This is a genomic window from Dinghuibacter silviterrae (assembly GCF_004366355.1).
Lineage (GTDB): Bacteria > Bacteroidota > Bacteroidia > Chitinophagales > Chitinophagaceae > Dinghuibacter > Dinghuibacter silviterrae.
Map to the genome: position 1 here is coordinate 1680896 of NZ_SODV01000002.1, position 24866 is coordinate 1705761.

At 56.9% G+C, this 24866-nt stretch carries 20 protein-coding genes; 8 read left to right on the forward strand and 12 right to left on the reverse strand.

Annotated elements, in window-relative coordinates:
• Window positions 1-55 precede the first annotated feature (55 nt).
• From EDB95_RS24050 to EDB95_RS24070, 5 genes are all read left to right on the forward strand, one after another.
• Window positions 56-1015, forward strand: coding sequence for a FecR family protein (locus EDB95_RS24050; RefSeq protein WP_162852766.1), 960 nt, complete (start codon window positions 56-58; stop codon window positions 1013-1015).
• Between the two features lie 78 nt (window positions 1016-1093).
• Complete coding sequence (locus tag EDB95_RS24055; RefSeq protein ID WP_133998522.1) at window positions 1094-4324, forward strand: SusC/RagA family TonB-linked outer membrane protein; 3231 nt, start codon at window positions 1094-1096, stop codon at window positions 4322-4324.
• Window positions 4325-4343: 19 nt separating this feature from the next.
• Entirely contained in the window at window positions 4344-5741 is a 1398-nt protein-coding gene (locus EDB95_RS24060; RefSeq protein WP_133998525.1) for a RagB/SusD family nutrient uptake outer membrane protein, read from the forward strand.
• Window positions 5742-5921: 180 nt separating this feature from the next.
• Complete coding sequence (locus tag EDB95_RS24065; RefSeq protein ID WP_133998528.1) at window positions 5922-6515, forward strand: RNA polymerase sigma factor; 594 nt, start codon at window positions 5922-5924, stop codon at window positions 6513-6515.
• A 385-nt stretch (window positions 6516-6900) separates the two neighbouring features.
• Window positions 6901-7695: a tetratricopeptide repeat protein gene (locus EDB95_RS24070; RefSeq protein WP_133998531.1), complete on the forward strand. Its 795-nt coding sequence runs from the start codon at window positions 6901-6903 to the stop codon at window positions 7693-7695.
• Here EDB95_RS24070 and EDB95_RS24075 read toward each other — a convergent pair.
• The 3 genes from EDB95_RS24075 to EDB95_RS24085 form a co-directional block, all read right to left on the reverse strand.
• Window positions 7613-10336 (reverse strand): CHAT domain-containing protein, encoded by a 2724-nt coding sequence (locus EDB95_RS24075; RefSeq protein WP_133998534.1) that lies wholly within the window; start codon window positions 10334-10336, stop codon window positions 7613-7615. The two genes, EDB95_RS24070 and EDB95_RS24075, sit on opposite strands and share 83 nt — an antisense overlap.
• A gap of 19 nt (window positions 10337-10355) precedes the next feature.
• On the reverse strand, window positions 10356-11072 hold the full coding sequence (locus tag EDB95_RS24080) for a hypothetical protein (RefSeq protein WP_133998537.1): 717 nt from the start codon (window positions 11070-11072) through the stop codon (window positions 10356-10358).
• A gap of 83 nt (window positions 11073-11155) precedes the next feature.
• Window positions 11156-11389 (reverse strand): helix-turn-helix transcriptional regulator, encoded by a 234-nt coding sequence (locus tag EDB95_RS24085; protein WP_133998540.1) that lies wholly within the window; start codon window positions 11387-11389, stop codon window positions 11156-11158.
• A 157-nt stretch (window positions 11390-11546) separates the two neighbouring features.
• Between EDB95_RS24085 and EDB95_RS24090 the strand changes: the two genes are divergently transcribed.
• Complete coding sequence (locus EDB95_RS24090; RefSeq protein ID WP_133998543.1) at window positions 11547-11873, forward strand: hypothetical protein; 327 nt, start codon at window positions 11547-11549, stop codon at window positions 11871-11873.
• On the opposite strand, the gene EDB95_RS24095 is transcribed toward EDB95_RS24090, so the two are convergent.
• Window positions 11874-12311, reverse strand: a complete 438-nt coding sequence (locus EDB95_RS24095) for a cold-shock protein (RefSeq protein WP_133998546.1) — start codon at window positions 12309-12311, stop codon at window positions 11874-11876. It abuts the gene before it with no gap.
• 158 nt (window positions 12312-12469) lie between these two features.
• A complete protein-coding gene (gene bla, locus EDB95_RS24100; RefSeq protein WP_133998549.1) occupies window positions 12470-13180 on the reverse strand; it encodes a subclass B1 metallo-beta-lactamase in 711 nt (236 codons plus the stop codon).
• A 342-nt stretch (window positions 13181-13522) separates the two neighbouring features.
• On the opposite strand from bla, the gene EDB95_RS24105 reads away from it, so the two are divergent.
• A complete protein-coding gene (locus tag EDB95_RS24105; protein WP_133998552.1) occupies window positions 13523-14125 on the forward strand; it encodes a WbqC family protein in 603 nt (200 codons plus the stop codon).
• Window positions 14126-14136: 11 nt separating this feature from the next.
• Here EDB95_RS24105 and EDB95_RS24110 read toward each other — a convergent pair whose 3' ends face one another.
• From EDB95_RS24110 to EDB95_RS24130, 5 genes are all read right to left on the reverse strand, one after another.
• Window positions 14137-16410, reverse strand: coding sequence for a M56 family metallopeptidase (locus tag EDB95_RS24110; RefSeq protein ID WP_133998555.1), 2274 nt, complete (start codon window positions 16408-16410; stop codon window positions 14137-14139).
• A gap of 1 nt (window position 16411) precedes the next feature.
• Complete coding sequence (locus EDB95_RS24115; protein ID WP_133998558.1) at window positions 16412-16789, reverse strand: BlaI/MecI/CopY family transcriptional regulator; 378 nt, start codon at window positions 16787-16789, stop codon at window positions 16412-16414.
• Between the two features lie 94 nt (window positions 16790-16883).
• Entirely contained in the window at window positions 16884-17681 is a 798-nt protein-coding gene (locus EDB95_RS24120; RefSeq protein ID WP_133998561.1) for a hypothetical protein, read from the reverse strand.
• Window positions 17682-17780: 99 nt separating this feature from the next.
• A complete protein-coding gene (locus EDB95_RS24125) occupies window positions 17781-18710 on the reverse strand; it encodes a sterol desaturase family protein (protein ID WP_133998564.1) in 930 nt (309 codons plus the stop codon).
• Window positions 18711-18728: 18 nt separating this feature from the next.
• Window positions 18729-19322, reverse strand: coding sequence for an FMN-dependent NADH-azoreductase (locus EDB95_RS24130; RefSeq protein ID WP_133998567.1), 594 nt, complete (start codon window positions 19320-19322; stop codon window positions 18729-18731).
• A gap of 87 nt (window positions 19323-19409) precedes the next feature.
• On the opposite strand from EDB95_RS24130, the gene EDB95_RS24135 reads away from it, so the two are divergent.
• The gene (locus EDB95_RS24135) at window positions 19410-19838 is read left to right on the forward strand and encodes a winged helix-turn-helix transcriptional regulator (RefSeq protein ID WP_133998570.1); all 429 of its coding nucleotides are present in this window, start codon (window positions 19410-19412) and stop codon (window positions 19836-19838) included.
• Here EDB95_RS24135 and EDB95_RS24140 read toward each other — a convergent pair.
• Complete coding sequence (locus tag EDB95_RS24140) at window positions 19835-23089, reverse strand: Ca2+-dependent phosphoinositide-specific phospholipase C (RefSeq protein WP_133998573.1); 3255 nt, start codon at window positions 23087-23089, stop codon at window positions 19835-19837. The two genes, EDB95_RS24135 and EDB95_RS24140, sit on opposite strands and share 4 nt — an antisense overlap.
• A 49-nt stretch (window positions 23090-23138) precedes the next feature.
• Window positions 23139-24857 carry a RagB/SusD family nutrient uptake outer membrane protein gene (locus EDB95_RS24145; protein ID WP_133998576.1) on the reverse strand — a complete coding sequence of 573 codons (1719 nt, stop codon included), beginning with the start codon at window positions 24855-24857 and terminating at the stop codon, window positions 23139-23141.
• Window positions 24858-24866 lie beyond the last annotated feature (9 nt).

Consider the following 24866-nt stretch of genomic DNA (forward strand, 5'->3'; position numbering starts at 1 on the left):
GTAACACCCCCCCACACCCCCCTCCGGGCCATTTCCGACATTTTATATGGAGTATATGCAAGACCTCCCATCGCTGATACGGAAATTCTGGGAAGGGACCGCCAGTCCCGAAGAGCAACACCGTTTGCTGCAATGGTTGTCCAGTGAAGGCGCCAACGAGACATTCAGGGTTTTGTATGAGCAAGACCTCAGACAAAAAACGCCCGCAATGTCCGAACAGCGCTCGGAAGAGATATTAAAAACACTCCTGCAACAGACCGCCCCCCCGAAGGTCCGGTCATTGAGCTGGATAGGGTGGGCCGCCGCCGCTGCCGTGGTAGCAGGGGTGATCGCCACCACACTACTGAAAAAAGAACACGAGGTCGTAAAGCCCGTAGTCGCAAAGGCAATACCGAGGCAAACCGATACCCTGAGAAACGACGGCACGATCGCCCAAACGCTTACCCTGCGTGACCGGTCGACCGTACAACTGGAGCCCCAAAGCCTTATCATACTGGGACAAGCCTTCGACAGCACAGACCGCCGCATATATCTAAAAGGAAAGGCCCGGTTCAAGGTAACAAAAGACGCGGGAAGGCCCTTTAGTGTACAGGCAGGTAACGTGACGACAAGGGTCCTTGGAACGGAGTTTATCGTCAATGCGCAAACCCCGCAAAGGGTTACGGTGCAACTATTGTCCGGGCGGGTCCTGGTGGAAGGGGCGTCAACGGTCTACCTGAAACCGGGAGAATCCGTAACGGCCACCGGGCGCGAGATGTTAAAGACGCTGAAAAAGACGCAAGAGGCCGAGCCCCTGACCTTTGACAAAACCCCGCTCAACATCGTTTTCCAGCGCATCGCGCACAAACACCATATACAGATCACTTACGATCCGAACGATATACGGGAACTCCGGTTTACCGGCAGCTTCCAGGAAACAGACCAACTGACGATGATGCTGTCCGTGATCTGTAATATGAACGGTCTTACCTACCGGCAGGAAGAAGGCAGGATCGTGATCCAAACCACAAGATAGGCTCGTACCAGGAAAGCGCCTTCTGTGCCCCCAACAAGGGACGCAGCAAGAGAACTATGCACCATTAAACCCGATGATATGTTTTTGTTCAAACACGGAAAATTGACCTGGCTGCTGTTTATGCTCGCGATAAGCATGAGTGCAGCGGCACAAAACACGCTCAAGATCACCGTCGCCTCCGAAGCCGGCGAAATGCTGGGGGGCGTCACGGTGCTGTACAAGCAACAAGGAACGACAGACAAACAAACCAACACCACCGATGACCGGGGGGTGTGTACGCTGTCCAACCTCCGGACCGGCGCCAAATACGAAATTACATTTACCCACGTCGGATACGAAGAGAACAGCCTCGCCTACACGGTCAAGGCCGGCGAGCACAATTCCATCCTCGTCCGCATGCGGAACGCGAGCGCCAACCTGAACGAGGTCGTCGTTATCGGCTACGGGGTCCGCAAAAAAAGTGACGTCACCGGCGCCATCTCCACGGTAAAAAGCAACGACATTAAAGACCAGGTGGTGACCTCCTTTGACCAGGCGCTGGCGGGGAAGATGGCCGGTGTACAGGTGATGCAAACAACCGGGGAACCCGGTGGAAATGTATCCATCCGCGTACGGGGAATCTCGTCTATATCGGCGGGGAACACCCCCCTGTTCGTGATCGACGGTCTGCCCATTTCCCAGGACGTCACGACGAACTACACCGCCAACCCCGACAACTATCAACAACCCCTGAACCCGCTGGCGTCTATCGACATGAACGACATTGTCTCCATAGACGTGCTCAAGGACGCCGCTTCCGCCGCGATCTACGGGTCGAGGGGATCGAACGGGGTCGTACTGATCACGACCCGGAAGGGTATCGCCGGCAAGCCGCGTGTCAACCTTTCCATCAACGGGGGGATCCAGCAGGTGAACAAACACGTCGACGTGATGAATGCATACGACTATGCGAAAGAAGCATACGACAGCCACAACAACGCTTACTTCGACGCCGTTCCCACCGGGAAGGCCACCGACCCCAACAACATCCGTCCCAACAATCCTTCCATGCAGGTGCCACCCCAGGTGTTGCCCTACCTGGCGGGCACCAAGGGCCTGACCAATACCGACTGGCAAAAAGCCATCTTCCGCAACGCAGGTTTCCAGGACTACTCCGTGGGTGTCAGCGGGGGGACCGATGACCTGAACTACTATGTATCGGGCAACTACCTCGACCAGGACGGGATCATCATCAACAACAACTTCAAACGCTACGCCCTCCGGGGGAACATCGAAGGCGGCAAGGACAAGTTCCGTTTCGGTGTCCACCTGGCACCTTCCTATACCATCAACCACCAGGTCTCCTCCGAAGGCCCCTGGTCCGCCGGCTCCAATCCTTACGGGATGCCCCAGACCGCGGGTGTCGTGGCCAACGCGCTCACGTATGCGCCCATTTTCCCCATCTATAACCCCGATGGCACTTATGCGGACTCGGTCAACCAATGGGGCTACGGACAAACGGCCGTGTTGAATCCCGTCGCCATCGCGATGCTCACCAGGGACGAAGTGGACAACTTCCGGTTCACCGGTTCGGCCTTTGCCGAACGCGAGTTTATCAAGGGGTTAAAGTATAAACTATTTTTTGGCGCGGACTACAACAACTTCCTGGAAAACTACTACCGGCCCACCAACCTCCCCGTGCAAAGCGCCCAGCTGCCGTCGGTGGCCTACGGTCTGACAAAGACGGATCAATTCCTCAGTTGGGACCTGGAGAACACGCTGACCTATGATACCAGGATCGGCCGTGGACACCTCAATGCCCTGGCCGGCTACAGTGCTCAGAAAGAAAACCAGTTTCATAACTACGCGGTGGCCGACAAATTCCCCAACGACCTCGTGACGACCCTCAACGCGGGTCAGCCCACCGCCGCCTATTCCGAACTGGAACAATGGACCCTGGTGTCGATGATCGGCCGTGTACAATACGACCTGCTGGACCGCTATTTCCTCGCCGCGTCCTTCCGGCAGGACGGGTCCAGCCGTTTTGGGGCCGACCACAAATGGGGGTCTTTTCCCTCCGTATCCGGCGGCTGGACGATGTCAAAGGAAGCCTTCTTCCAACCCGCACTGTCCCTCGTCAGTAACTTGAAGCTCCGTGCCAGCTACGGCCTGACCGGGAACTTTTCCATCCCTAACTATGGCGCCCAGTCGCAGGTAACCCCTGCCAACTATATCCTCGGCAACCAATCACTGACGGCCGGGGCGGTCGTCAGCACCCCTGCGGACCCTTCCCTGACCTGGGAACATACCGCCAGCGCCAACGCCGGGATCGACCTTGGTTTTCTCCACAATACCCTCAGCGTGTCCGTGGATTATTACCATTCCAAAACCACCGACCTCCTGCTCAACGTACCCACGGCGGCCACCAGCGGCTTTAGCTCCGCCCTGCAAAACATCGGTGCCCTGACCAACAAGGGCGTCGAAATCCAGGCGTCCTACACGAATTCGATCGATAAAAACTGGAGCGTGTCGTTGGGTGGAAACATCTCGTTCAACCGGAATACCGTCAACCAACTCGGGCCCGGTAACCAGCCCATCATCGTCTCCGGGGGCACCGGTACGGCCTACTACATCACCCAGGTCGGTCAGCCCATCGGCAGCTACTTCCTGCTCGTCCAGGACGGGATTTATAAGAATACGGAAGACCTGCAAAACAACCCCCATTTTTCCAACTCCCATGTAGGCGACTTCAAGTTCAAACCCATCGACGGCGGCAGCCAGCTCAACGCCCTGACCGACCGTGCGATCGTCGGGAACTACCAACCCAAATACATCTTTGGGTTCAGCAGTGCCGTCAACTATAAGAACTTCGACCTTGGCTTTGTCATCCAGGGCAGCCAGGGCGGCAAGATCCTCGATCTTTTCCGCCGGTATATCGCCAGCTCCGAAGGAAACTTTAACAACCTCAACCTGATGAAAGGCCGGTACGAAAACCCCAACGACATCGGCACCGGATACATCAACCGCGCCAACCGCATCGCCACCGGCAACAACGGGACCATTTCCACCTGGCACGTCGAAGACGGTTCCTTTGTCCGGATCAAGACGATTTCCCTGGGGTATACGTTTAGCAGCCGCGTCGTGCGCCGGTATGGCATGAGCAATGTGCGTCTCTATGCCGCGACCCAGAATCCCTTTACGTTCACCCACTATAGCCTGTTCAACCCCGAGATATCCGACCGGCCCAACGACGCCCTGCGCCAAGGGGAAGACTATGGTTCCTACCCGGTCGCGCGCAGCTACGCCCTCGGGTTAAACGCTTCCTTTTAACAAAAAAAAGCCACACGCAATGAAAAAACTAGCATACATCCTGGCGCCTGCGGTACTGCTCTCTTCCTGCAGCAAGAGCTTTCTCGACCTGACACCCAAGTCCGAGGTGACCACCGGTTCCTTTTATAAGACGTCCGCCGACGCCATCACCGCGGTCAACGGATGTTATACCGTCAACCAATCCACCAACCTGTACGGGGCCGATGTCGAGGTCCTCATGGAAGAACGGGGCGACAACGTCCTCGACCTCGACATCTCCGCCGGATCGGGTACCAACTATAAGATCGCCCACTTTATCGAGGACCCCTCGAACGCCCTCTTATACAATGCGTGGGTCCAGTTATACAACGGCGTCTTCCTTTGCAACTCCCTCCTGGACCAGATCGGCCCCATCCCCATGGACAGCACCCTGAAAAACCGGGTGAGGGGAGAGGCCCAATTCCTCCGCGCCCTCCACTACTTCAACCTCGTGCGTTTGTGGGGCCCCGTTCCTCTCGTCACCCACGTCATCAGCTCCTCCGAAGCCCTCCAGCTCAAACGCGACAGCGTCGCCACTATTTATCAGCAGATCGAAGCCGACCTCACTTTTGCCGCCGCCAACCTCCCGGCCTCCTACACCGGCGCCGACGTCGGCCGCGTGACCGCCGGGGCCGCCAACGGTTTGCTCGGGAAGGTATATTTGTACGAAAAAAAATACAGCCAGGCCGCGACCGCCCTACAGGCCGTGATCAACGCCGGGGTGTATAGCCTGCAAGCCAATATCGCCACCGTCTTCACCACCAAGTACAATTCCGAAATCCTCTATGCCGTCCGTTATGCTTCCGGCATCACCGGCCAGGACCACGCCTTCTGGTTCACCGACAACAACAACCTGCCCACGATCGACAGCTCCATCGTCAAGGCCTACGGCGCCGGTGACCTGCGCAAAACCCTGACCGACGCCGTCAAACCCACCAATCTCAGCTTTACCGGTCCCCGGAAGTATATCGACGCCCCCGACGCTTCCAACAATTCCGGTATGGACTTCCCCGTACTCCGATACGCCGACGTCCTGCTTATGGAAGCCGAAGCCCTCAACGAGCAGGGCTACAACCCCACGGCGTTTACTTACCTCAACCAGGTCCGCCAGCGCGCCGGTCTTGCCGCCGAGACCGCCGCCAGCCTCCCCGACCAAAACACTTTCCGTCAGGAGGTCTACCTCGAACGCCGTCTCGAACTCCCCTTCGAATGCGACCGCTGGTTTGACCTCGTCCGCACCGGCAATGCCATCACCGCCATCGCCGCCGACGCCGGGAAAGAGGTCGTTACCGGGACGCCCATCGTGATCGATGCGCACCAATTCGTGTATCCAATTCCGGCCTCCGAACTGAATATTATCCATAACACCGCGAATTTCCCTCAGAACCCGGGGTACTAAACCGCGTGACCCGCGGCCGCGGTTGCGGCCCGCGCGCCGGAAACTTTTCTTGAAGGGGCTGCCACCGCGCCCGGCCCCGCCGCCGCGCCAATTTTCCCGAAAGGGGCTGCTTACGGCAGCCCCTTTTTGTGTTTAAACACCAATAAATTCGTATATTCATTATGTACTAGCCCCTTATCCATGCAATCATTGGCTTCTGATCAGTCCATCGTTGCCGGGATTCTATCGGACCGGATCGACGACGTTGCTTACCCTCTTTACCACCAGTATCACGGTGCAGTGTCCGCCTATGTCCTCCAAAACGGGGGGAGTTCGCAGGACGCGGACGACGTATTTCAGGAAACCATCGTGGCATTTATCGACCTCGTCCAACGGGGTAAATTCCGGGGCGAAGCCACCGTCAAGACCTTGCTGATCGGTATCGGACGCCATGTCTGGTACAACGAAATCAGGAAACGCAAAAGCCTTGACCAACGGGGAGCCGTATACGAGAAAAACAAAGGCACCGAAGAAGAAGACGGCTCCGGCCAACTCTACGAGCGGGAGCTCCACCGTCACTTTCTTACCTTATTGACCCGGCTCGGGGAACCCTGCCGGACCATCCTGACATTATTCTATTATGAGAACCGGTCCTTTAAGGAGATCGTTCAGGAAACCGGGTACGAAAACGAGCAAGTTGTCCGCAACCGGAAATATAAATGCATGAAATCGCTCGCGGATATGATCCAGGATGACCCGGAAGTTATGGAACAAGTGAAACTTATGTATGATTAAAATAAATATATAAAAATGTGGTTACGAAACGGACCGCTGCGTTTACTCAGTATAACAAGCAGTTCTTTGAAAAGCGGGAAAAGACCGGGTTCATATTGCCCTTAATCCGTACGCTATCGCCCTGATCCGAAACATCTATATGCCCTATATCCAATACCGAACGAAAAACCGAAAAGTCAAAGTGCCCTATCCATCCAGTAGTCCTCTGAAACCATTACAATACACGACGAGGGAATGTCCGATGTCCATGAAAGAAACCAGCTCACGACTTTGACTTCAACCGTTTATCATATATTCATTCACCGGTCTTTTCCCCTTTTCCGAGGCTGCGCCACCCCTCCATTAAACAAAGCGTGCCCCTGAAGGGGGCGCCAAAATAAAACGTATGACACCGGAAGAATTCCAACGCGAACTTGATCGACTTGACGAACGCCTGGGCGCAGGGGAGAACCCCGTCCCCGAAGGTGCGGCGCAGGAGAACAAGGTGTTGGCGTTTGCGGTGGAGGCCATACGGTTTGACGCGCTCAGCCGGCGCGTGCGCAAGGCACTGGACGGCGCCCGTGCGCAAATGGCGCTCGATGGAGCCCGCGCCCACCAGGCGCTCGACGGCGCCCCCGCGGCGCAGCCGCTGGACAGCGCCTCCGCGTCTCAGCCGCCCCCCCCGCAAAAACGGGAAGCCCCCGTTCGCCGCCTGGCGGTCATCTCCCTGAGCGTCGCCGCAGGCATCGCCCTTATCCTGTGCGTCGGCAAATACCTCCTGACGACCCCTACCGGGATGTATGATAAAATGTATACCTCCTATGACATGGGCACCACCCGCGGAGGCGAAGAACTCGCCCCCCTGGAACACGCTTATCAATCAAAAGCCTGGTCTGCTGTAGACGATATTTTCCGGGTGAAGGCATTTCCCACCCCGGAGGACCGGTTTCTGGCGGGGATGGCCTTTATGGAGCAAGGACAGTACGCACCCGCGATCAACCAGTTCAGAACGGTCGGGCGCCTGGGTACCGACTACCGGGATGAGTCGGAGTATTACCTTGCTTTGGCCTACCTCGCCAGCCACCAGACCGACTCGGCGCTCCTTCTTTTCCAAAAAATCAAGACAGACCCGGAACATCTTTTTTACCGGAAGGTGAAAGAAATAAACGGCGTAGACCTATTGATCCTGCGCACAAAATGACCAGCGCTGCGATCCACCACCAGGCGCCAAAAGCATTTGATTTCCCTCCCACAATCGCCTCCGTATTGCCCACCAGCACCAGGTGTGCCCAATAATTGGGACTGACATATACCGCGTTGCTGTGGATATAATCCAGCTTTGCCTGTCGCAGGGCTTCGGACTTGGACAGTCCTTTTTCCAGGTAGACGTGAAATTGTTTTAAAATAAGCGCGGTGGACCCGTCGTCGGCTTTCCAAAGGCTGTTCACCGTGCTCGCGCAGCCCGCATACATAAAAGCCCTGGACAGGCTCATCAGACCTTCATTGCCTTCGATCTTGCCGTTCCCGCTTTCGCAGGCGCTCAGGATGACCAGGTCGGTGGAATCCATGCCCAAGCCATAAATTTCCGGGAGGAAAAGACAGTCGTCCTCCGGATCCGCGTCCACCGGGAAAAAACAAATCAACGAATCCGTGATGGCGTGCGTGGCCAGGTGGATCACCCGGTAGTGGGGCAGCTCCTCCAGAAAGCGCGCCTTTGTCGCGTGCTCGTTGATAAAACGCGCCCCGGGCAGATGCGCCGTCTCGGGCCCCGAGCCCGACAGCCGGTTCATATACCGCGACGCCGGCGTCCGGGTGAGCGCGCCCCTGTCTGCAAAAGGCGCAAAAGCAAGGACGTTATAGGGCTCGTTCTGGGCCCTGCTGTGGTGAAACGCCTTGTCCAGGAATTTGGTGGACAATTGGTACCCGATGGTCACCCGGTCGATCAGGTAGTGCCCCGGTTGATCCAGCGGCAACGCCTCGAAGGGAAAACGGTAAAAGATCCCATCCGGGATGATGGTCCATTCTTCCTTGTCCCCCAGGTCGTCCAGCAAGGGTTTTACCAGGCGGTGGTACAATGCTTCCGTCAGTGTCCTGTCGCCAAAACGGTTCCCCTGGTTGGTATTCCCCAACAGGTCCAGGTAGGCCCTGACGTTAGCGGTCAGGGTCGCCAGCGAATCCACGAACAGGCAGTGAAACGCAGTTGCCGTCAGGGTAAAGATGTGCAAACCTTCCTTGGACGCAAAAAAGCTCACGATGGCCTGTTTGTCCGCGAGCCCTGCCTGGAGCTCCCGGACGGAGGGGCAATCGTCTTTATAATAAGCGCTGTTTTGCTCTATGACGCGCTGGACCGAGGCGAGCTCGATTTCCTCATTGACTCTTTGACCGGCCGCCGCGGAAGAGTGTTCCAGGTCATCCTGCAGGTCAAGGCGCGCGATACGGCGTTTGAGCTCCCGCTGCCGCCGGAGCAGTTGCGGATCCATTCCCGGCAGGTGGTTCAGGGCCCGCTCCTCCAGCCGCCCCGATACGATCGAGGCCTTGCTTTCCTCCGCGGTGATAAAGGCCTTTTCCAGGTAGCGTCCCCCCGGGTGCAACCGGTCCAGCTCCAGGCAAGCCATGACCGCGTTTTCATACAGGTCCTGGTTGTTCCGTTTGAGGAAAAGCTTGGCATCGTCCGTCGCGTAGGTCTTTTCGATATACCGGAACAAAAGGATGGCGCTGTTATACGCCCCCAGCGCTTCTTCCAGGTATTCCCCCTTGCCCGTCTGGCTATACAGGCTTTCCAGGGTATTCGCTTTAAAGGAAAGGGCGTCAAACAAACGGTAAGACGCAAAGGCCCCCGTAAACGAAGACGGGTTCGCGTGTATATCCTGGTCCCGGAATGTCCTGGAAAAAGCAATGATCGCATCCTGCAAATACCCCAGCGCCTCCAGGTGCTGCCGCCGCGCCATCAGCACCTGCGCCCGGTAAAGGGCGTTAATGCCTTCGTCTACTTTTGTCGGGCGGGCTTCCCGTCTCCAGGTATCCAGGTACGTTAGGGCCGAGTCCTCGTCCCCCTTCAGGAAATATACATTCGCCATCTCGTTATACACCCCCGGCAGGTTCCGGGGCCGGACGCGCCGGTACATCGCCAGCGCGCTTTTATAATCACCCATTTCCCGGTAACACTGACCCATATTCAGGTACACCTGCTCCGACCCCGTCAACCCCAGGTAAATCGTGAGCGCGCCCCGGTAGTCCTTCAGTTTGTAGAGACAACTCGCAATATTGTTCTCGAAATTGCTGCGGGACACCATGTCCCCCGGCCTTTCCCGCCGGGTGATGTCCAACGCCTTTATAAAGTAGTCCTTGCCCTGCAGGTAATTGCCCCCCTCATAGTTCAGCGCCCCCAGGGCATTGTACAACCGGTCCCTTTCCGGCAAACCCGGGTTGTCCAAGGCCTCCGCCCTTGTCAGGAAGGCCTCCGCCGAGTCAAAATCGTCCAGCCGGTAGAAATCCGTTCCCCCGTAAACGAACGCCTGGAAAAGCAAGGTGTCGCTCCGGCCGGCACCGGCGCTTGCTATCGCGCCCCGGTAAGCCTCCAGCGCATCCCCAAACCGCCCCTTCACGTCTAAAAGGATCCCCTTGTCCAGGTAAGACCGCGCCAATACGTTGTCCCCCGGATGCGCCTCCCGGATAACCCGGTCGAACAGGGCCAGGGCCAGCGAATCCGTCAAGACTGTAGGATGATTGGTGGCGAAATAAGCGCTTGCGCGGTCAAACGTGCTTTGGCAAAACGCGCCCTGGCCGCTCAAGCAGAGCAGACAACCCAGGAGACAATAGGTAAGAGCCTTGACCGGGCGCATAATATTTTAAAGGGCCACCTCAGTGTCCCTTATTGATAATAACGATCTGCGGCGGCCGCGGCGTGCACGGCGCCGGGGCCGTCGGTTTCACGTTCGTCACCGTCACTTTTGACGCCGGTGAAGCGGTTATGCTCATGGTTTCCACCAACGGCGGAGGGGGTACGTCACTAAAAGACACCAGCACGGTCGTGGTTTGCACCGCCCCTCCATCCATACGGAACGACACCTTTATTTCGTGCGTCCCCGGTTGCAGGGCATTCAGGTTGATCGCATGGTTCCCGATACCGGTGATCGTCCCTCCCATCGCATAGGGCGCCAGGACGGAATCCCCATCATTCTTGATATAAACGGTGTTGCTAAATGAAATCCCCGCCAGGACCACCTGGCTATAGGCGGTATCCCCGGTTTTTGCGCTCACAAAACCCACGTTATACCGGGCCCCCGGCTCGCTCAACGCCGCGTTGATCACCCCTGTTTGCGGGTCAACCACCAACCCCGCCGGCCAGGTTACAAAATGCCCCTGGCTTTTGATCGCAGCCGGCCGGAACAGGTAATCCTGGAGCGTACTGCCCGTCACGCGCAGCACCGTGTCCCCGTAAAAAGGAGCCACGCTCGCATCCGTTGTGTAAAAGCTGGTGGGGGAATGCGGTTCGAAGTAAGCCGTCTTGGAGCATCCCATAAAAAGCAGCATGCTCCCCAATACCATCATCAGGATGGCTGAAACACGTTTCTTCATGAGTACTAGATGTATGTCGAATATACACTTATATTTTGGAAGGAGGTAGTCCTAATTTGTAAACCGGTTGTTACCGGCGCCCACTAATTGGTCTTTTGCGGCCACGCCTTTTTGATAGGAACCAGGAGATCGCCCGGATGATCCAAGCCCAGAAACTTGGCGATTTTGAAAAGGTCCTGGATCGAGGGCTGGTTGTTATTGGTACACCAGTCGGACACCGTGGACTTGTGGACACACATATGTTCCGCCAACGCCCCAGCCGTCAAATTCGCCTCAGAAAGCGCCGCCTTAATCCTGTTGTACCTGGCTCTCGTCATGAAGTTGACAAAGATAGCCACCCTTAAATAATTGAATTTTAATCAATTATATTCTATAAGACGATATTTATAATCGTAAAGAGTATAAAGTTTGTCTTTATGATGCAATTGATTTTTTCTATTTTGTTTTTCAAAATCTAACGGACGGTTCGGACCTATGCTTGCACCCACACATACCAAAGAGGGACTCCCCGACTTTATTCTGGTCGCCGAGCTAAAGGGGGACGATGAAGAAGCCTATAAGGCGCTTATCATCAAACACCAGGACTTTTCCAACGCCCATGCTTATGCGCTGACCCACGACAGGGAACGTGCACTGATCCTTTCCACGATGGCCCTGCGGCACATCTGGCGGTCCCGGCATTTGATCCCGGACCAATTCATGAGTTGCGTGGCACCGCCGTTTTGGTTATTTATTGCAAAGGTCCTCCACGCCTATTTCGACGTGCTGAAGGATGATGATTATGAGAACCCCGGAGACTGATTATTTCGTTTTGACGACCCGTACGGCGCTGTATCCTCGGGGCGTCCTTTCCCTTTCAAAACTGACCCTGTCCTTTTCCTTGACAGGCTGGGCCAACTGGTTTGTGTGAAAGAAGACGTCTTCACCGCTCTTATCGTCGGTAATGAAGCCAAATCCCTTGGTACTGTTGAAAAAGGAGACGGTTCCCGTTCTTTGCGTTTCTTCCGGTTGTATGGGAGCGGCGCCCAACTGTATATCCTCAAGGGCAATTTCCTTCCTCGCCGCCGCGTTTGGCGGAGTAGAAGAAAGGTTCCCGTTTTCATCTACATAGGCCAGCATATCATTCAGCCCCTTGCCCTTATTGTTATTGGACTTCCTGTCCAGCATTTTCTGGGCCTTGTCCTGTTTGTCCTTCTTTTTTTTGTTCGCTTTGTCCTTCTTTGAAAATGATTCGCCCATAAATATACTGTTAGTGACTAATGTTTTGACTGGCCGACTTGCACCTTAATAATTGATTGCCAAAGACTTGATAGTGGCTGAATAGGCAAGGACCGGGGGAAATGAATGCACAAAGGTAACCTTTATTTCGTCGTCAGAAGCACACGGGCGTCGATCTTTTACTGTCCCCCCTTATACGCTTGCAATAGCCTGGCCGTATGCCGCAGGGATTCCTTGTCTGTCCAGCCCAGATGACCCGGGATGACGAAATCCGGATCCGGAAACGCCTTCATCAACCGTTGGAGGGACACCGGCCACGCGACCGGATCCGCGTCCGCCAGATTACCCAGGCCAGGCGCCTCCGTGCTTTTGACGAAACAGCCTCCATAAAGAACCCGGGCTTTCGGCACCCAGATGACGATGTTGTCCGTTGTGTGCCCCGCACCGGGATAAAACGTGCTGAAGGAATAATTGCCCACGGTAAAGGTGGTATCCTTTGTAAAGACATTTTCCGCCACGTCGTTATGGTGCAGCACGCAAAGCTCTCGGGTCAGCGCCGATGACCAGGTGGGAATCCCCCGCTGTTTGAGAAAGGACAATCCCGCGGTGCGGTCGTCATGAAAGTGGGTTGAAATGCAAAGAACCACAGGTTGGTGAAACCGGGTCGAGATGCTGTCGAATAGGGGTTGATACTGGGTGGTATCCCAGGGGACATCGAACATCACCACTCCCTTCCCCGTGACCAGGAACATGCTGTTGGCGGGGTAAGGTTCGCCGCCCACAGGACGGTAGGTGGTATATACATAACAGTCACCGGTCAGGTGCGTGATGGTCAGGGGTGGGGGGCCGGGCCAGGCGATGAGGGCGAGGGCCAGCAGGGTATATTTCATAATTCAAATCTAAGGACAAACTGTCATTTTCCTGTTTAGGGCTTTTGAAAGGGTAGGTGGGCGCAGACATGGCACCAACTTCTGAAGGGCCATAGATTATGCCCTTCAAAAACCTTTCGTACCTTTACTAAAATCCTTGGTATTCCCCGCTTTACCTAATATTTAAGTAAAAGCCGCAGCAACCCAATATAATTAGCATTTATATTTTTACTTTAATCAATGTTAATCAATAAAATATAACGCCTATCAATACCTAAAATAAAAATAAATCCTCCCGCCAGAAAACGAAATCCCACCCTAAAAGCCCCACTCCCTACGCCCCCGAAACACTTCAAAAATAAAATGGTATTAACAACTGAAAGTCAATATTTTGGAAGCATAGATTACTATGTTGCTTCAATAGAATTCTCATATTGGAATTTTGAACAATACCAAAGGTGGGAAAAAGGCCGTCATTTGAACCGTTGCTACCTGTTGGGGCCCAATAACCCCCTCGTTTTAAGTGTCCCCCTGGAGGCCGGGAGGGGTCAAAAAACGCATTTGAAAGATGTCAGAATTTCATACCGCGAGCAATGGGGGGTGCGGCATTGGCGATCGATCCACGACGCCTACCGGCGATCGCCCTGGTTCGAATACTATGCACACGGTCTCGAACCGCTCTTTAAAGAGCGGCCGGAATACCTGGACGAATGGAACCGGATGACCCAGCAATGGGTCCTGAAACAACTGAAATGGACGGGGGAATGGGGGCAAACGGAGACCCCCGGAGAAAGGGTGGAATATAAAAGCGCCCCGATGACGGAGGCGCCCTACCGCTACCCGCAGGTTTTCGAAGACCGCCACGGCTTCGTGGCCAACCTGTGCATCCTGGACCTGCTGTTTTGCGAGGGACCGGGGGCAAAAGGGATCCTGGAGGCAGCGCGCCGCGAAAATGGCGGCGCCTAAACGCGCCGCGCTTAGCGCACCGTCACCTGTATCACCTTCCCCGTAGAAAGAATGACAATCGCCTTCCCGTCCAGGCAATCCTTGTACCGCGCGTACACGCCTTCGGACTGGTGTACCCCATTGATGGTCAATGAGTTGTTTTCCACGACAATGCGGACGTTGCAGCTCCCGGACAGGAACCCGTCGGTTTCCAGCTTATGGACGAGGTCCACGGAAGTGTTGCGGATGGACTTGGAACAGTCCTGGTCGGTGCTGTTCTCGTCCTCGCTGGAAGCACTGGAAGGACCGGACGCTTCGCTGTAGGCTTCTCCGGAGGCGGAGGCGTTTTCACGGCTGCGGCTGGCCTGAGGGGAATAGGAGAGCGTATACCGTTCCCGGTAGGCGGTGGCCGTTTTGTGTTTCTGGGACACCGTATAGGTAACGGGGATGAACTTCCAGCGGGAAGACGCCGTGTTGGTAACGGCCGGCGTCTGGAACTCCGGCTGATCCGCGGATATCCCATTGTCGTCGTCTTCCGCTTGCTGGTCGAGGACTTTGGCTTTTAAGCGGCCTCCGTAGCCATTGCGGCTGCTGTACCCATTGATGCCCCTGGCCGCGTCATGGAGCTTTTTATCGATGGCCTGGATCACCAGGACGGTATTCTTTTTTTCCTGGGTAATTTCTTCCTGGACCCGGCGGCTTTGTTCCTTGGACAGGTGCCGGCTTTGGAGCTCCAGTTCGTGGAGCTGGATCAACTGGATCTGGCGGTCTTTGAGGCTGGCGAGCCGCTGCGCTTCCGCTGTCTTTGACATGGCGAGCCGCAGGGCCTCTTCGTCCTTTGTCTGCGAAAGCCGCTGCGCCCGGTAATCGCGGGCCTGGTCCTCGTACACCCGGGCCAACTCGTCCTGGCGTTGTTGCAGGGCTTCCTGTCCGATCCGGAAGGCTTTCCTCAACTGTACCTGGAGCGTATCCATCTGAAATTTGATGGCGCGGATGGAATCCGCCCGGAAGTAGAAGGTCTTGGGATTCAACGTCATCCGCATCACCTTGTCCGGGGAATACGTAGGCGGCGCGATCCAGACAGCATTACCCGAAGGTTGAGATTCATCGATCACCACGTCGTCCTCCGGTGAGGAAGAGGGGGCATCGCTGGCGCTCCTTGGAGAAGGTGCCGGCGCAGGGCAGGCGTGGTGCGTCTTGACGGGCGCCGGCGCGGGCGCCTCGATCACGGGTTCCGGTGCCACCGGCGCCACCGGGGGCGGCGAAGGCAGCAGCACGGCCATCGTCTTCAAAATAGGCTTGTGCTCGATATTCTCCGGCGTCAGCCAGGCCAAAGACGCCAGGATGCCCGCGGTAATCAGCAGGGCCATCAGCTTTTGCCCATAGTTCATCGGCCGGGAAGGCACATTCATGATCCGCCGGATACGGTCCAAAAGGTCGGTTTTACCGGCCGCCGCCATGGCCAGCTCGGGGGACAGGCGTTGTTGCTCCAGGCTGAGCAGGGCGGAGGCATAGACGTGCGGGTTGTAGCGGAACTGCAGGACGAAGTCGTCGCAGCTGTTCTCCCGCTCCGTCCGGATATGCCGTGCGATGAGCTGTGCAAAAGGATTAAAGAACAAGACGGTGTCCATCACCGTGAGAATCAGGTTGAGGAGGTAGTCGTTGCGTTTGATGTGGGCCAGCTCGTGCAAGAGGATCGCCTCCACCTGCTCGGGGCTGAGGTGGTTAAAACTGGCGATGGGCAGCAGGATCAGGGGCTTCAGGTAGCCGATGGTGGCCGGGATGTCGATTTTTTCGCTCAGCCAGACCCGGATGTCCCGGCGGATACCGATCCGGGCCGCCAGCTCCTGTACATAGACCCGCCATTCGACGTCGATCTTGGAAAGCCCCTCGGTCCGGACCGCCTGGACGTGGCGATAGGCCTTAAACACCCGCGCCAGCAGGAACGCAAGGACCAACAGGTAGGCCCCGGACAGGTAGGGCAGGTAGTGCTCGGACCAGGCCAGGGCTCGGTTGATCCAAAAGAGTGGGTCATGCGACTCGGGGGAGACCGAAAACGTCCTGGCGAACGTCGTCGGGGGCGCCATCTTCAGCTTCCAGTAGTGCTCCGCCAGGGAGCAAACGAACCATCCGAAACCCGCCATCTGGAGTACCGTGGCGGCGCCGGTCTTAACCGAAGACCGGATGTTCCGCCACACACCGAAACAAAGCTGGTAGATGGTCCAGAGAAGCGCCATCTGCCAAAGACTGCCGGCAATGGCCCATCCCAATGCCTGGAGGAAAGCAGACCCACTCAGGGAAGTCATGTTACTGATTTTTGAGGTTGTCCAATAAACGTTGGATCTCTTCCAGTTCGCCCGCGGACGTCTTGTGTTGCCCCAGGGCCTGCATCACCAGCTGGGCCGGGGAACCCTGGAAAAGCGTATCGACCATCCGGCTGACCAGTTGTTTCTGGGTCTTTTCCCGGCTGGCCAGGGGTTCGTAGACATGGGTCTTGCTGCTCTCGTCCCGTTTCACCAGCCCCTTGTCATACATGATCTGCATCAGTTTGAGCGTCGTGGTATACCCAACATCCTTTGTCTGGGCAAGGGTTTCATGCACCTCCCGCACGGTTGCCTTTTGTTTTTCCCACAATACCTGGAGAATCTCCAGTTCACTTTCGGTTGGCTTTAATTGTTTACCCATTTTACGATAATTTTCGTACTCAAATATACGAGTTGGTTCGTGGGATCAAAACCGTTTATCAAATTTGTGGAAAAATTAGGGAGCCTTCCGTGCGTTAAGGCGCCTTCCGCGCGGGCGCGCGGTGTCCCCCGCCCCCAAATCGCCGCCCCAAGATAACTTTAAAGATGCTCCGGTCGATACTGGGCGTCAACCCGAACCCGTACCCGGCATTAAATTCCCAGCGCGGATCGAAGTCTGCGTCCACGGCAATGAACAACTGGTGCTGCTGGACCGCCACCGGGTCAAACTTTTGAAAAGGCCCCACGGAGCCATAATATTCGATCCCCGGCGCCCAGACCTTCCCGATCTGGTAGCTGAACTTGAAATCCGGTGCAAAAATGGCCCCCCGCCCGGCGTCCGCGCCTTTAAAAGTATAGTCCACCACCGGGTTAAAGGCCAGGTAAACCGGGCCCAGTTGTTTGTCGACGATCGGCCGGATTTCCAGTGTCCAGGGATCCGGGTCATAACCGTCCTTGACAAACCCGGCCTCAAAGGAGATACTGACCCCCACCGGCCAGTTCCAGGAGGTGGGCGCCATAAACCGGGGCCGGATATGGCTGCCTACATAATTGCTCCGCCCCATATCCCCGATACAATTAAAGATGTAAAAACCCACCTCGAACCAGGGCGTAAACCCATGGGTGATCTCGATGGTCTCCCGGTCCATGTGATTCGTGGAGACAACCCCGTCCGCCGCCCCGTTCCCGATAAAACTATAGTTGCTGTGGAGCTCGACCATCGTGGTGTCCTTGCCCACGGTAGGCGACGCATAGACCTGGATCTCGTAATTGTCCTGGGCTTGTACAACGAAAAAGGCGAAAAGAAAGAGGGCGAGGAGGGTGGCGAACTTCATGAGATAAAAATAGAAGGCAAAACTGAGTATTTTTTGAGGAAAAAGGAGAAATGCCCAGCCTCATAAATTGATGAGCCGCCGGCCCTCAGTGCCGAAGCGCTAGGCGCCCAGGCGCGGGTCCCGCGCCGGCTCGTGCCGCAGTTGCGTGATCCCGGTGGCCGTTCGCTCCCGCCGCATCGCCTTCGTCGTCTTTGTCCTCCCGTCGGGGCTCCACCCCGGCGCCCCAAAGACAAACAGCCACGCCTGCCGCCAGGTACGCGCCCGCCCCAGGTCACGCGCCATGCGCACCCATTCGTGAAACGCCACCCTGACCGGGTTAAACGTATGGACGTTTTGGGTCAGCCCATAGGTGGGCCGCCGGACCTCCGCCTCGAAGGTCCCGAAAAGCCGGTCCCAGACGATCAGCGTCCCCGCGTGGTTCTTATCCAGGTAGTCGATGTCCGAACCGTGGTGGACCCGGTGGTGGGACGGCGTATTGAAAACGGCCTCGTACCACCGCGGCATCTTCCCGACCACCTCGGTATGGATCCAAAACTGGTACAAAAGGCTAAAGGATTGCATCGCCAGGATCATCCCAGGTTCAAAACCCACCAGGGGCATCCACGTCCAGAAAATAAAAGCCCCCGTGATGTCCCCCGTCCAGGTCTGCCGGAGGGCCGCCGCGAGGTTATACCGCTCCGAGGAATGATGGACCACGTGCGACGCCCAGAACCACCGGACTTCGTGAGAGGTCCGGTGGAACCAGTAGTAGCTGAAGTCGTCCGCAAAAAAACACAGGACCCACGCCCACCAGGCGCCATAAGGGATGGTCCATAACCGGTACCGGTAGATCAGCAGGAAGACCGCCAGGATAAGCGACTTACTTACCAGCCCTACCGCCAGGTTCCCCAGCCCCAGGGCGATGCTCGTCGACGCATCTTTCACCTCGTAGAGCTCCCGTTGTGTCCGTACCGCGTAGATGACTTCGGCGACGATCAGGAGGATAAAGCCGGGGATCGCATGGACCAGGATGGACGGAGCATGATGCATTCCTACAAGGTACGAAACCTAGAGGACAATGCTGTCTACGGCCCTCTCGAACGCGCCCACCTTCGTTTCCGGACGGTTTACCCCTTCCGCCCGGATGACGGTGATGTCGTTCATCCCGATCGTACTGAGTATCCGCTGCAGGTAAGGCACCACGAAGTCGTACTCCTTCATCGGCCCTTCGGAATACACCCAGCCGGAAGCAACCGCCAGGTACACCTTCTTTCCGGTGATGAGCCCTTCGATTCCGGTTGCCCCGGGTTTGAACGTGACCCCGACCCGTACAATCTGATCCAGCCAGGCCTTCAGACTGGAGGGGATGCTGAAGTTGTACATCGGCGCCCCGATCACCAGGATGTCCGCGTCCCAAATGGCCTGGATTGCCTCGTTTGAATACCGGATCGCTTCTTCATTTTCCGGGGTCCACGCGTCAGCCGGCGTAAAAAACGCGGCGATGTGCTTCTCATTCACATGCGGTAAGTGTCTAAGGTCTTTGGTGGTTACCGTGCTGCCTGGGTAGGCCGTCAGCAACTTGTCGATAATCGCATTGCCCAGCTTGAGGCTAACGCTCTCCCCGCTGCGGGGACTCGAAATAACGTGCAGGATCTTTTTCATAAGGCAAAACTAGACCCGCATGCTTATAAAAAGTAAGTAGTAAACTAAAGGTTAGTAGTTACCTTTGGGTTAGTAAAAGGAATAAAGATGCCCGTAAACGGAAGACCCCAAACCTTACAAGGATGCATGGCCGCCATGGGCGCCGTGCAAGACGCCTTATACGTCGTAGGCGGAAAATGGAAATTACCGGTGATCGTCGCCCTGAGGGAGAACGGCCCCCTTCGCTTTAACGAACTCCAAAGGTCCGTACGGGGCATCTCCGCCCGGGTCCTGTCCACCGAATTGAAACAACTGGAGCTAAACGGTTTTCTGGAGCGCTCGGTCGACACCGGTACCCCGGTGGTGGTGGAATACCGGCTGACGCCTTATGCCGACACACTCAGTCCCGTCCTGGGCGCCCTGCGCGAGTGGGGTGCGATGCACCGGGAGAAGATCCGCGGGCGCGAGCCGGCCGCGTCCGCCGCGCCGGCCGACGGCCCGCCCGCAGATGCCGGTATCGGCGTACCCGCGCTTTAGCTCTTCGACGGCGGCGCCCCGCCCCCCCAACCTGCCGGTGCCTCGCCCATTTCTAATTCCAGCACCCCGCCCTTGACTATGTCGGCATGCTCGATCCACGACTGCCCAAACGGCACCCCGTTGAGCCGGGCCGATTGTATATAGATGTTCTTATCGGAAAGATGGTTCGCCACGATCCGGAAGGTTTTCCCGTCCTCCAGGTGTACGACGGTTGATGCAAAAAACGGCGACGTAATCAGGTAATAAGACTGCCCCGCATTCGGATACAGCCCCATCATGTGAAAGTCCAGCCAGGACGACATCGCCCCCGAGTCGTCGTTCCCGGGCAGCCCCGCCATGGACGTGCCGTAGGACCGGTGGATGATGTCGCGGACGAGTTTGGAGCTGAGATCCGGCCGGCCGATCCAGTGGTACAAAACGGGCGTCAGGAAAGAGGGCTCGTTGGTGACATTGAAATAATGATTCCCGAAAAAAGTATCCAGACGCTGCTGGAATGCCTCGGCCCCCCCGGTCTTGCGGATAAGGGAGGCGACATCGTGCGGCGCGTACAGGGAGTATTCCCAGGAGCTGCCCTCATACATAAAGCCGCACCACCAGCACACGCAGTTGGGGTAGTCCCGGGTAAGGGGCGTATAAGCAATAGAGGGGGCACGCGGATTGAGTACATCGCATCCGATCGAGTCCACCCAGCGGCCGGAAGGATCCCGCGGTAGGATAAAGCCGGTGGACCCGTGGTCGGTGTAGGGCCGCCACAGGTTTTGCCAGTTGTCGGACTGGTGAAGAAACCGTTCATAGGCGTCAGTATGACCGAGTCCGCGGGCGACCTCGGCGATACAGTAATCGTCATACGCGTATTCCACGGTACGGTTCCCGGAGCGGACAAAACGGTTGGAGACATAGCCGAGCGTGTTGTAGTCGGTCAGCCCGCCCCGGCCTTCTTTTTCCTCATTTCCCCCGGGCGGTACATTGGCGTCCTTGAGCATTGCCCGGAAGCCTTCTTCATAATCGATCCCCTGTAATCCTTTGACGTACGCATCAGCGATCAGGACCTCGGCATTCGAGCCCCCCTGGGTACGCCCGTTGTCGTTGCCACTCCGGGCATCGGGCATATAGCCGGCCCGGTGGTAAATGTTCAGCAAGGCATTGACGATGTCTATTTCCCGCGATGGGGTGATCAAAGTAATCAGCGGGTTGGAAGAACGGAAGGTATCCCAGATGGCATAGAAGTCGTCATAGTAGGGCAGGGGAGACTGCCACAGCGGGTTTTCCCCCGTCCGGTCCACGGGTTGAAGCATCGTATGGTAAAGACCGGTATAGAACATCACCTTTTGATCGGATGTGCCATCAATGGCGATCTTGCTCAACAACGCCTCCCACTTGTCCTGGGTCTGGTGGAGGATTTCCTCGAAACTCCACCGGGGTGTTTCCTCGTCGATGTTCTCGCGCGCTTTGAGGGCGCTGATATAAGAGATACCGAATTTGACAAGGATCGTGTCCCCGCCGTCGAAAAAGGCGATGGCTCCGTTTTTGTCGCCGGCGTCAAATTGCTGAAGCCCGGGCTGCAGCTTCCCGTCCCTGAACGTAGCCCTCTGCGCTGCGGGCCGGTTAAAGACCGCAGAGAAATACACCGTATAGGCGGCACCGTTATTCCACCCGCCCCGGATACGGCTGTACCCGCGGATTTCCGTGGGAGATACCCACTGGGTCTCGCAGCCGACAAACTGCTGGTTCTCGCGCCCGTCGGGATCGGGGGTTTCGCCCAGGTATTCCCCCGGGTCGATCTTGATGCCCTTGCGCCCCTTTTGACCAAACACAAAGCGGTAAAAGGCGACACGGCGGGACGCGGTGAGCTCGGTCTTGATGTTCCACTTGGTCAGGCGCACACCGTAATAACCCAGCGCCGCTGTCTCCTGGTCGCGGAGCGACGTTTGGTGGACCGAGTCAAAGTCCCCGCCAAAGGGCATGATGGTGATGTTCCCGTATTTGGCACCCCCGCCCGTTCCACTGACATGGGTCTGGCTAAAGCCATAGACCGGCATCCGGGGATCCACCGAGTACCCGCTGTTGGAATGCATGCTGTTGTCCGGTCCGGGTTTGACCATCCCAAAGGGACAGGAGGGGCCGATAAAGATGTGCCCCAGGCCCGCGGCCCCGATAAACGGATCGACATAGGTGACTAATTTGTCCGGGAAAACGGTGTCCCGGCGTATATAGGTCCCGTTCTCGAAGCTGATCTTATAGTCGGATGGGAAAAAGGTGCTCTTATAATAATAATCCGTGGTGATCACCTGGGCCCCGGAGGCGCAGGCGGCCTCAAAGCTGCTGCGGTCGTTCGCACGTGCCTCCTTCGTATCCGCGTCGGCCCGGGTCCGGATCATGTACCCTTTCTGAACCAGCGAGCGTATCAACGCGCTGTCTTTTTTGGCATCGTTCATGATCAGGAAGGCTGCCTCTGGAGTCCCCACCGGGGCGTCCGCGAAGAACACCCTCCCTTTCAAAGAGGGGTGTCCGGCGATGTACGCCTGCCGTTTTTCCCCGTGCTCGTCCAGGACAAACATAAACTTCCCGCGCGCCGCGCGCATCGTGGGCCAATGACCCGCCAGGACTGCTTTTTCGAGGGTGGGGTAGTCGCCCCTGACGTCGTCCGGCGTGATGAGGTTTTCCCTGCCCAGGTAGTCCAGGATCTCCTTGTCCAACCGGTCGAAGACCGCGGAGGTGAACTTTTCCGGGAGGTTTTCGGGGGACAGCTTGAACGCCTCATCCTTGGCGTTCATCGTTATGTAGATGGGATAGTGGTTGGGGTGTTTGTCGGACCAGGCCTTGAGCTCCCGCAGGCAACCCGAAAAGGTGAGCTGGCTGCTCCGGAAGTCGATGTCCTGTATGTGAAAGACCTTGAAGCCCGGTTGGTTCATCACGCCCCCGGTATCATAAGGATCCTGGGGCTTCGCCCAGTTGAGTCCTTTGGGGTGCGCATATTTCCCCCCTTTTTCGTCCGCGTACACGTCGATCTCCAGGTTCCTCAGACCCAGGTCCAGCTGTTCGGACAAGGGTACGTGGCTATACTCGATCGCCGGCGCGTGCACCGAGTCTTTGGCCATGATCAGCCGGAACAAGGCAGGGGCGATGGCTTGTTTGTAACTGTTGTGGGAACCGATCACCTGGACCTGGTTGATGGTAAGGTCGTCCAGACCGGTATCCGGCGCGGCCCACAGGAGGGCGCAGGAAAATGCTAAGCCGAGAAAAAGTTTCATGTTGCAAAAGTTAAAGAAACCCGGGGATGGTCTCCCCGGGTCGTTCGTTTTAGTACCCCGGATTTTGCGTCAGTGCCGGGTCAAGCAAGAGTGCCGTATTCGGAATCGGGTAAATCCTGTGATTGGGATCCGCGTCCGTTTTGAATCCCCAGGCGCCTTCATACTTCCCGAATCGGATCATGTCGTTGCGGTGCCAGGTTTCCCAGGTCATCTCCCGGCAACGTTCGTTGTAGACAGAGTCCAGGGTAAGGGAACCCCAGGCGGCAGAAGTGGTCCGCGCCGCCCTGACCGCGTTGACCAGGGAAAGCGCCGTCTGGCCCTGGGTGGGCGTGGCCCCGCGGAGGATGGCCTCGGCTTTTTCCAAAAGGACATCCGCATACCGGAATACCGGGACGTCGTTGTTCTGGTTGCGGTTGGACGGGTTGGTGTAGTCCGCCAGGAACTTGATGTTCCGGTAACCCATGTTCCAGGCGATGTGGTCGTTGCCAAGGTCGAACAGCGCGGGGTTGGCGCCGCTGGCCGGGTTGGTGCGGAAATACACGTCCGGGGTAAGGTTCAGTTGGTAGTAGTACGTCGCGCCGGCGTCCGTACCCGTATAGGTCGCGTCATAGCCCTGGGCGCCGCCCTTTGTCGTTTTGACCATCAGGGGCGTACCGTCTTTGTTGTACTGGAGACCGGTCAGCCATTGGCCGTTGCGTATGTCGTTGGTATCAGAGAAGTAAGCATAAAAACTTGGGAGGGTGCTTTCAGGTCCGCTGGGAGAGGTAGCGATCAAACCGGTACCGGGATAGGCCTGGCCGACGATGGGGTCAACGACGGAACCCGGGGTGCCCCCGGCGTAGCCGTATTTGATCCCCAGGGTGCGGTCGAGGTCGTACCGCGCATGGTACATAAAACCGTTGGTACCGGGATACGCGATGGCACTCGGGTCGTAGGGGATGGCAAAAATAAACTCCGTTTGCGTGGTGGGCCCGTTTGTGGGATAAAACATCTGGAGATAGGTGCTCCGGGGCTGGAGCGCATACTGGACACCGTTACCCGCGTCGATGATGCTGTCGCAGGCCGCCACGCAGTCGTTATAGCGGGCGGTACCCGTATAGTATTCGGCGTTCAGGTACATCTTGGCCAGGAGGGCATACGCCGTGTACTTGTTGGCCCGGCCATACATCAGGGTACCCGCGGCGGTGCTGAGGTAAGGCAGTTGCGCCTTGATGTCTCCTTCGAGCCACGCGAACACCTGCGCCCGGGGGGTATTCACCTTCGGCGTAAAGTCACCATACGTCGTGTCCAGGGGGATGTTGCCGTAAAGGTCCATTTGGAAGAAATAGGCCATGTCCCGGACGATCTTCAGTTCCGCCAGGTTGGACTTCTTGTAGGAAAGGCTGTCCGGCTCGGTGGTACCTAAAATGGAGAGCGCCTGGTTGGTCGCCCCGATCACCGTGGAAAGCCAGGACCAGCAGGAGTTGGTCCAGCCGTTGGCGGGGCCCCAGTTGTGGTAGTGGAGGTTGTTGTACCCGTTGGAAGGATCATACCAGTTCCCACCCCGTGCCGGAAGGATGGCCTCGTCGGTACTCAGGGTTTGCATAAACCAATAATCCAGGGAAAAGTTACCCCTGAGCGCCGCATAAGGCGGTCCCGAGGCTTCGATAAATTGCTGGTTGTTTTGCGGAAAGACCTGGGGTGTCAGCTCGGTCGTGACGGCGACCCCCACTTTCTGACAGGCGCCGAGCACAAAGGCGGCGAGTATATAGAGCGTGATCTTTTTCATGTTTGAGGA

Bases quoted from the DNA above. Each gene is read 5' to 3' on its own strand.
- EDB95_RS24050 (WP_162852766.1), top strand. From the start codon at position 56: ATGCAAGACCTCCCATCGCTGATACGGAAATTCTGGGAAGGGACCGCC.
- EDB95_RS24090 (WP_133998543.1), top strand. From the start codon at position 11,547: ATGCTTGCACCCACACATACCAAAGAGGGACTCCCCGACTTTATTCTG.
- EDB95_RS24135 (WP_133998570.1), top strand. From the start codon at position 19,410: ATGCCCGTAAACGGAAGACCCCAAACCTTACAAGGATGCATGGCCGCC.
- EDB95_RS24075 (WP_133998534.1), bottom strand. From the start codon at position 10,336: ATGCGCCCGGTCAAGGCTCTTACCTATTGTCTCCTGGGTTGTCTGCTC.
- EDB95_RS24055 (WP_133998522.1), top strand. From the start codon at position 1,094: ATGTTTTTGTTCAAACACGGAAAATTGACCTGGCTGCTGTTTATGCTC.
- EDB95_RS24065 (WP_133998528.1), top strand. From the start codon at position 5,922: ATGCAATCATTGGCTTCTGATCAGTCCATCGTTGCCGGGATTCTATCG.
- EDB95_RS24080 (WP_133998537.1), bottom strand. From the start codon at position 11,072: ATGAAGAAACGTGTTTCAGCCATCCTGATGATGGTATTGGGGAGCATG.
- EDB95_RS24130 (WP_133998567.1), bottom strand. From the start codon at position 19,322: ATGAAAAAGATCCTGCACGTTATTTCGAGTCCCCGCAGCGGGGAGAGC.
- EDB95_RS24070 (WP_133998531.1), top strand. From the start codon at position 6,901: ATGACACCGGAAGAATTCCAACGCGAACTTGATCGACTTGACGAACGC.
- EDB95_RS24110 (WP_133998555.1), bottom strand. From the start codon at position 16,410: ATGACTTCCCTGAGTGGGTCTGCTTTCCTCCAGGCATTGGGATGGGCC.
- EDB95_RS24115 (WP_133998558.1), bottom strand. From the start codon at position 16,789: ATGGGTAAACAATTAAAGCCAACCGAAAGTGAACTGGAGATTCTCCAG.
- EDB95_RS24085 (WP_133998540.1), bottom strand. From the start codon at position 11,389: ATGACGAGAGCCAGGTACAACAGGATTAAGGCGGCGCTTTCTGAGGCG.
- EDB95_RS24145 (WP_133998576.1), bottom strand. From the start codon at position 24,857: ATGAAAAAGATCACGCTCTATATACTCGCCGCCTTTGTGCTCGGCGCC.
- EDB95_RS24095 (WP_133998546.1), bottom strand. From the start codon at position 12,311: ATGGGCGAATCATTTTCAAAGAAGGACAAAGCGAACAAAAAAAAGAAG.
- EDB95_RS24140 (WP_133998573.1), bottom strand. From the start codon at position 23,089: ATGAAACTTTTTCTCGGCTTAGCATTTTCCTGCGCCCTCCTGTGGGCC.
- EDB95_RS24105 (WP_133998552.1), top strand. From the start codon at position 13,523: ATGGTATTAACAACTGAAAGTCAATATTTTGGAAGCATAGATTACTAT.
- EDB95_RS24120 (WP_133998561.1), bottom strand. From the start codon at position 17,681: ATGAAGTTCGCCACCCTCCTCGCCCTCTTTCTTTTCGCCTTTTTCGTT.
- EDB95_RS24125 (WP_133998564.1), bottom strand. From the start codon at position 18,710: ATGCATCATGCTCCGTCCATCCTGGTCCATGCGATCCCCGGCTTTATC.
- EDB95_RS24060 (WP_133998525.1), top strand. From the start codon at position 4,344: ATGAAAAAACTAGCATACATCCTGGCGCCTGCGGTACTGCTCTCTTCC.
- bla (WP_133998549.1), bottom strand. From the start codon at position 13,180: ATGAAATATACCCTGCTGGCCCTCGCCCTCATCGCCTGGCCCGGCCCC.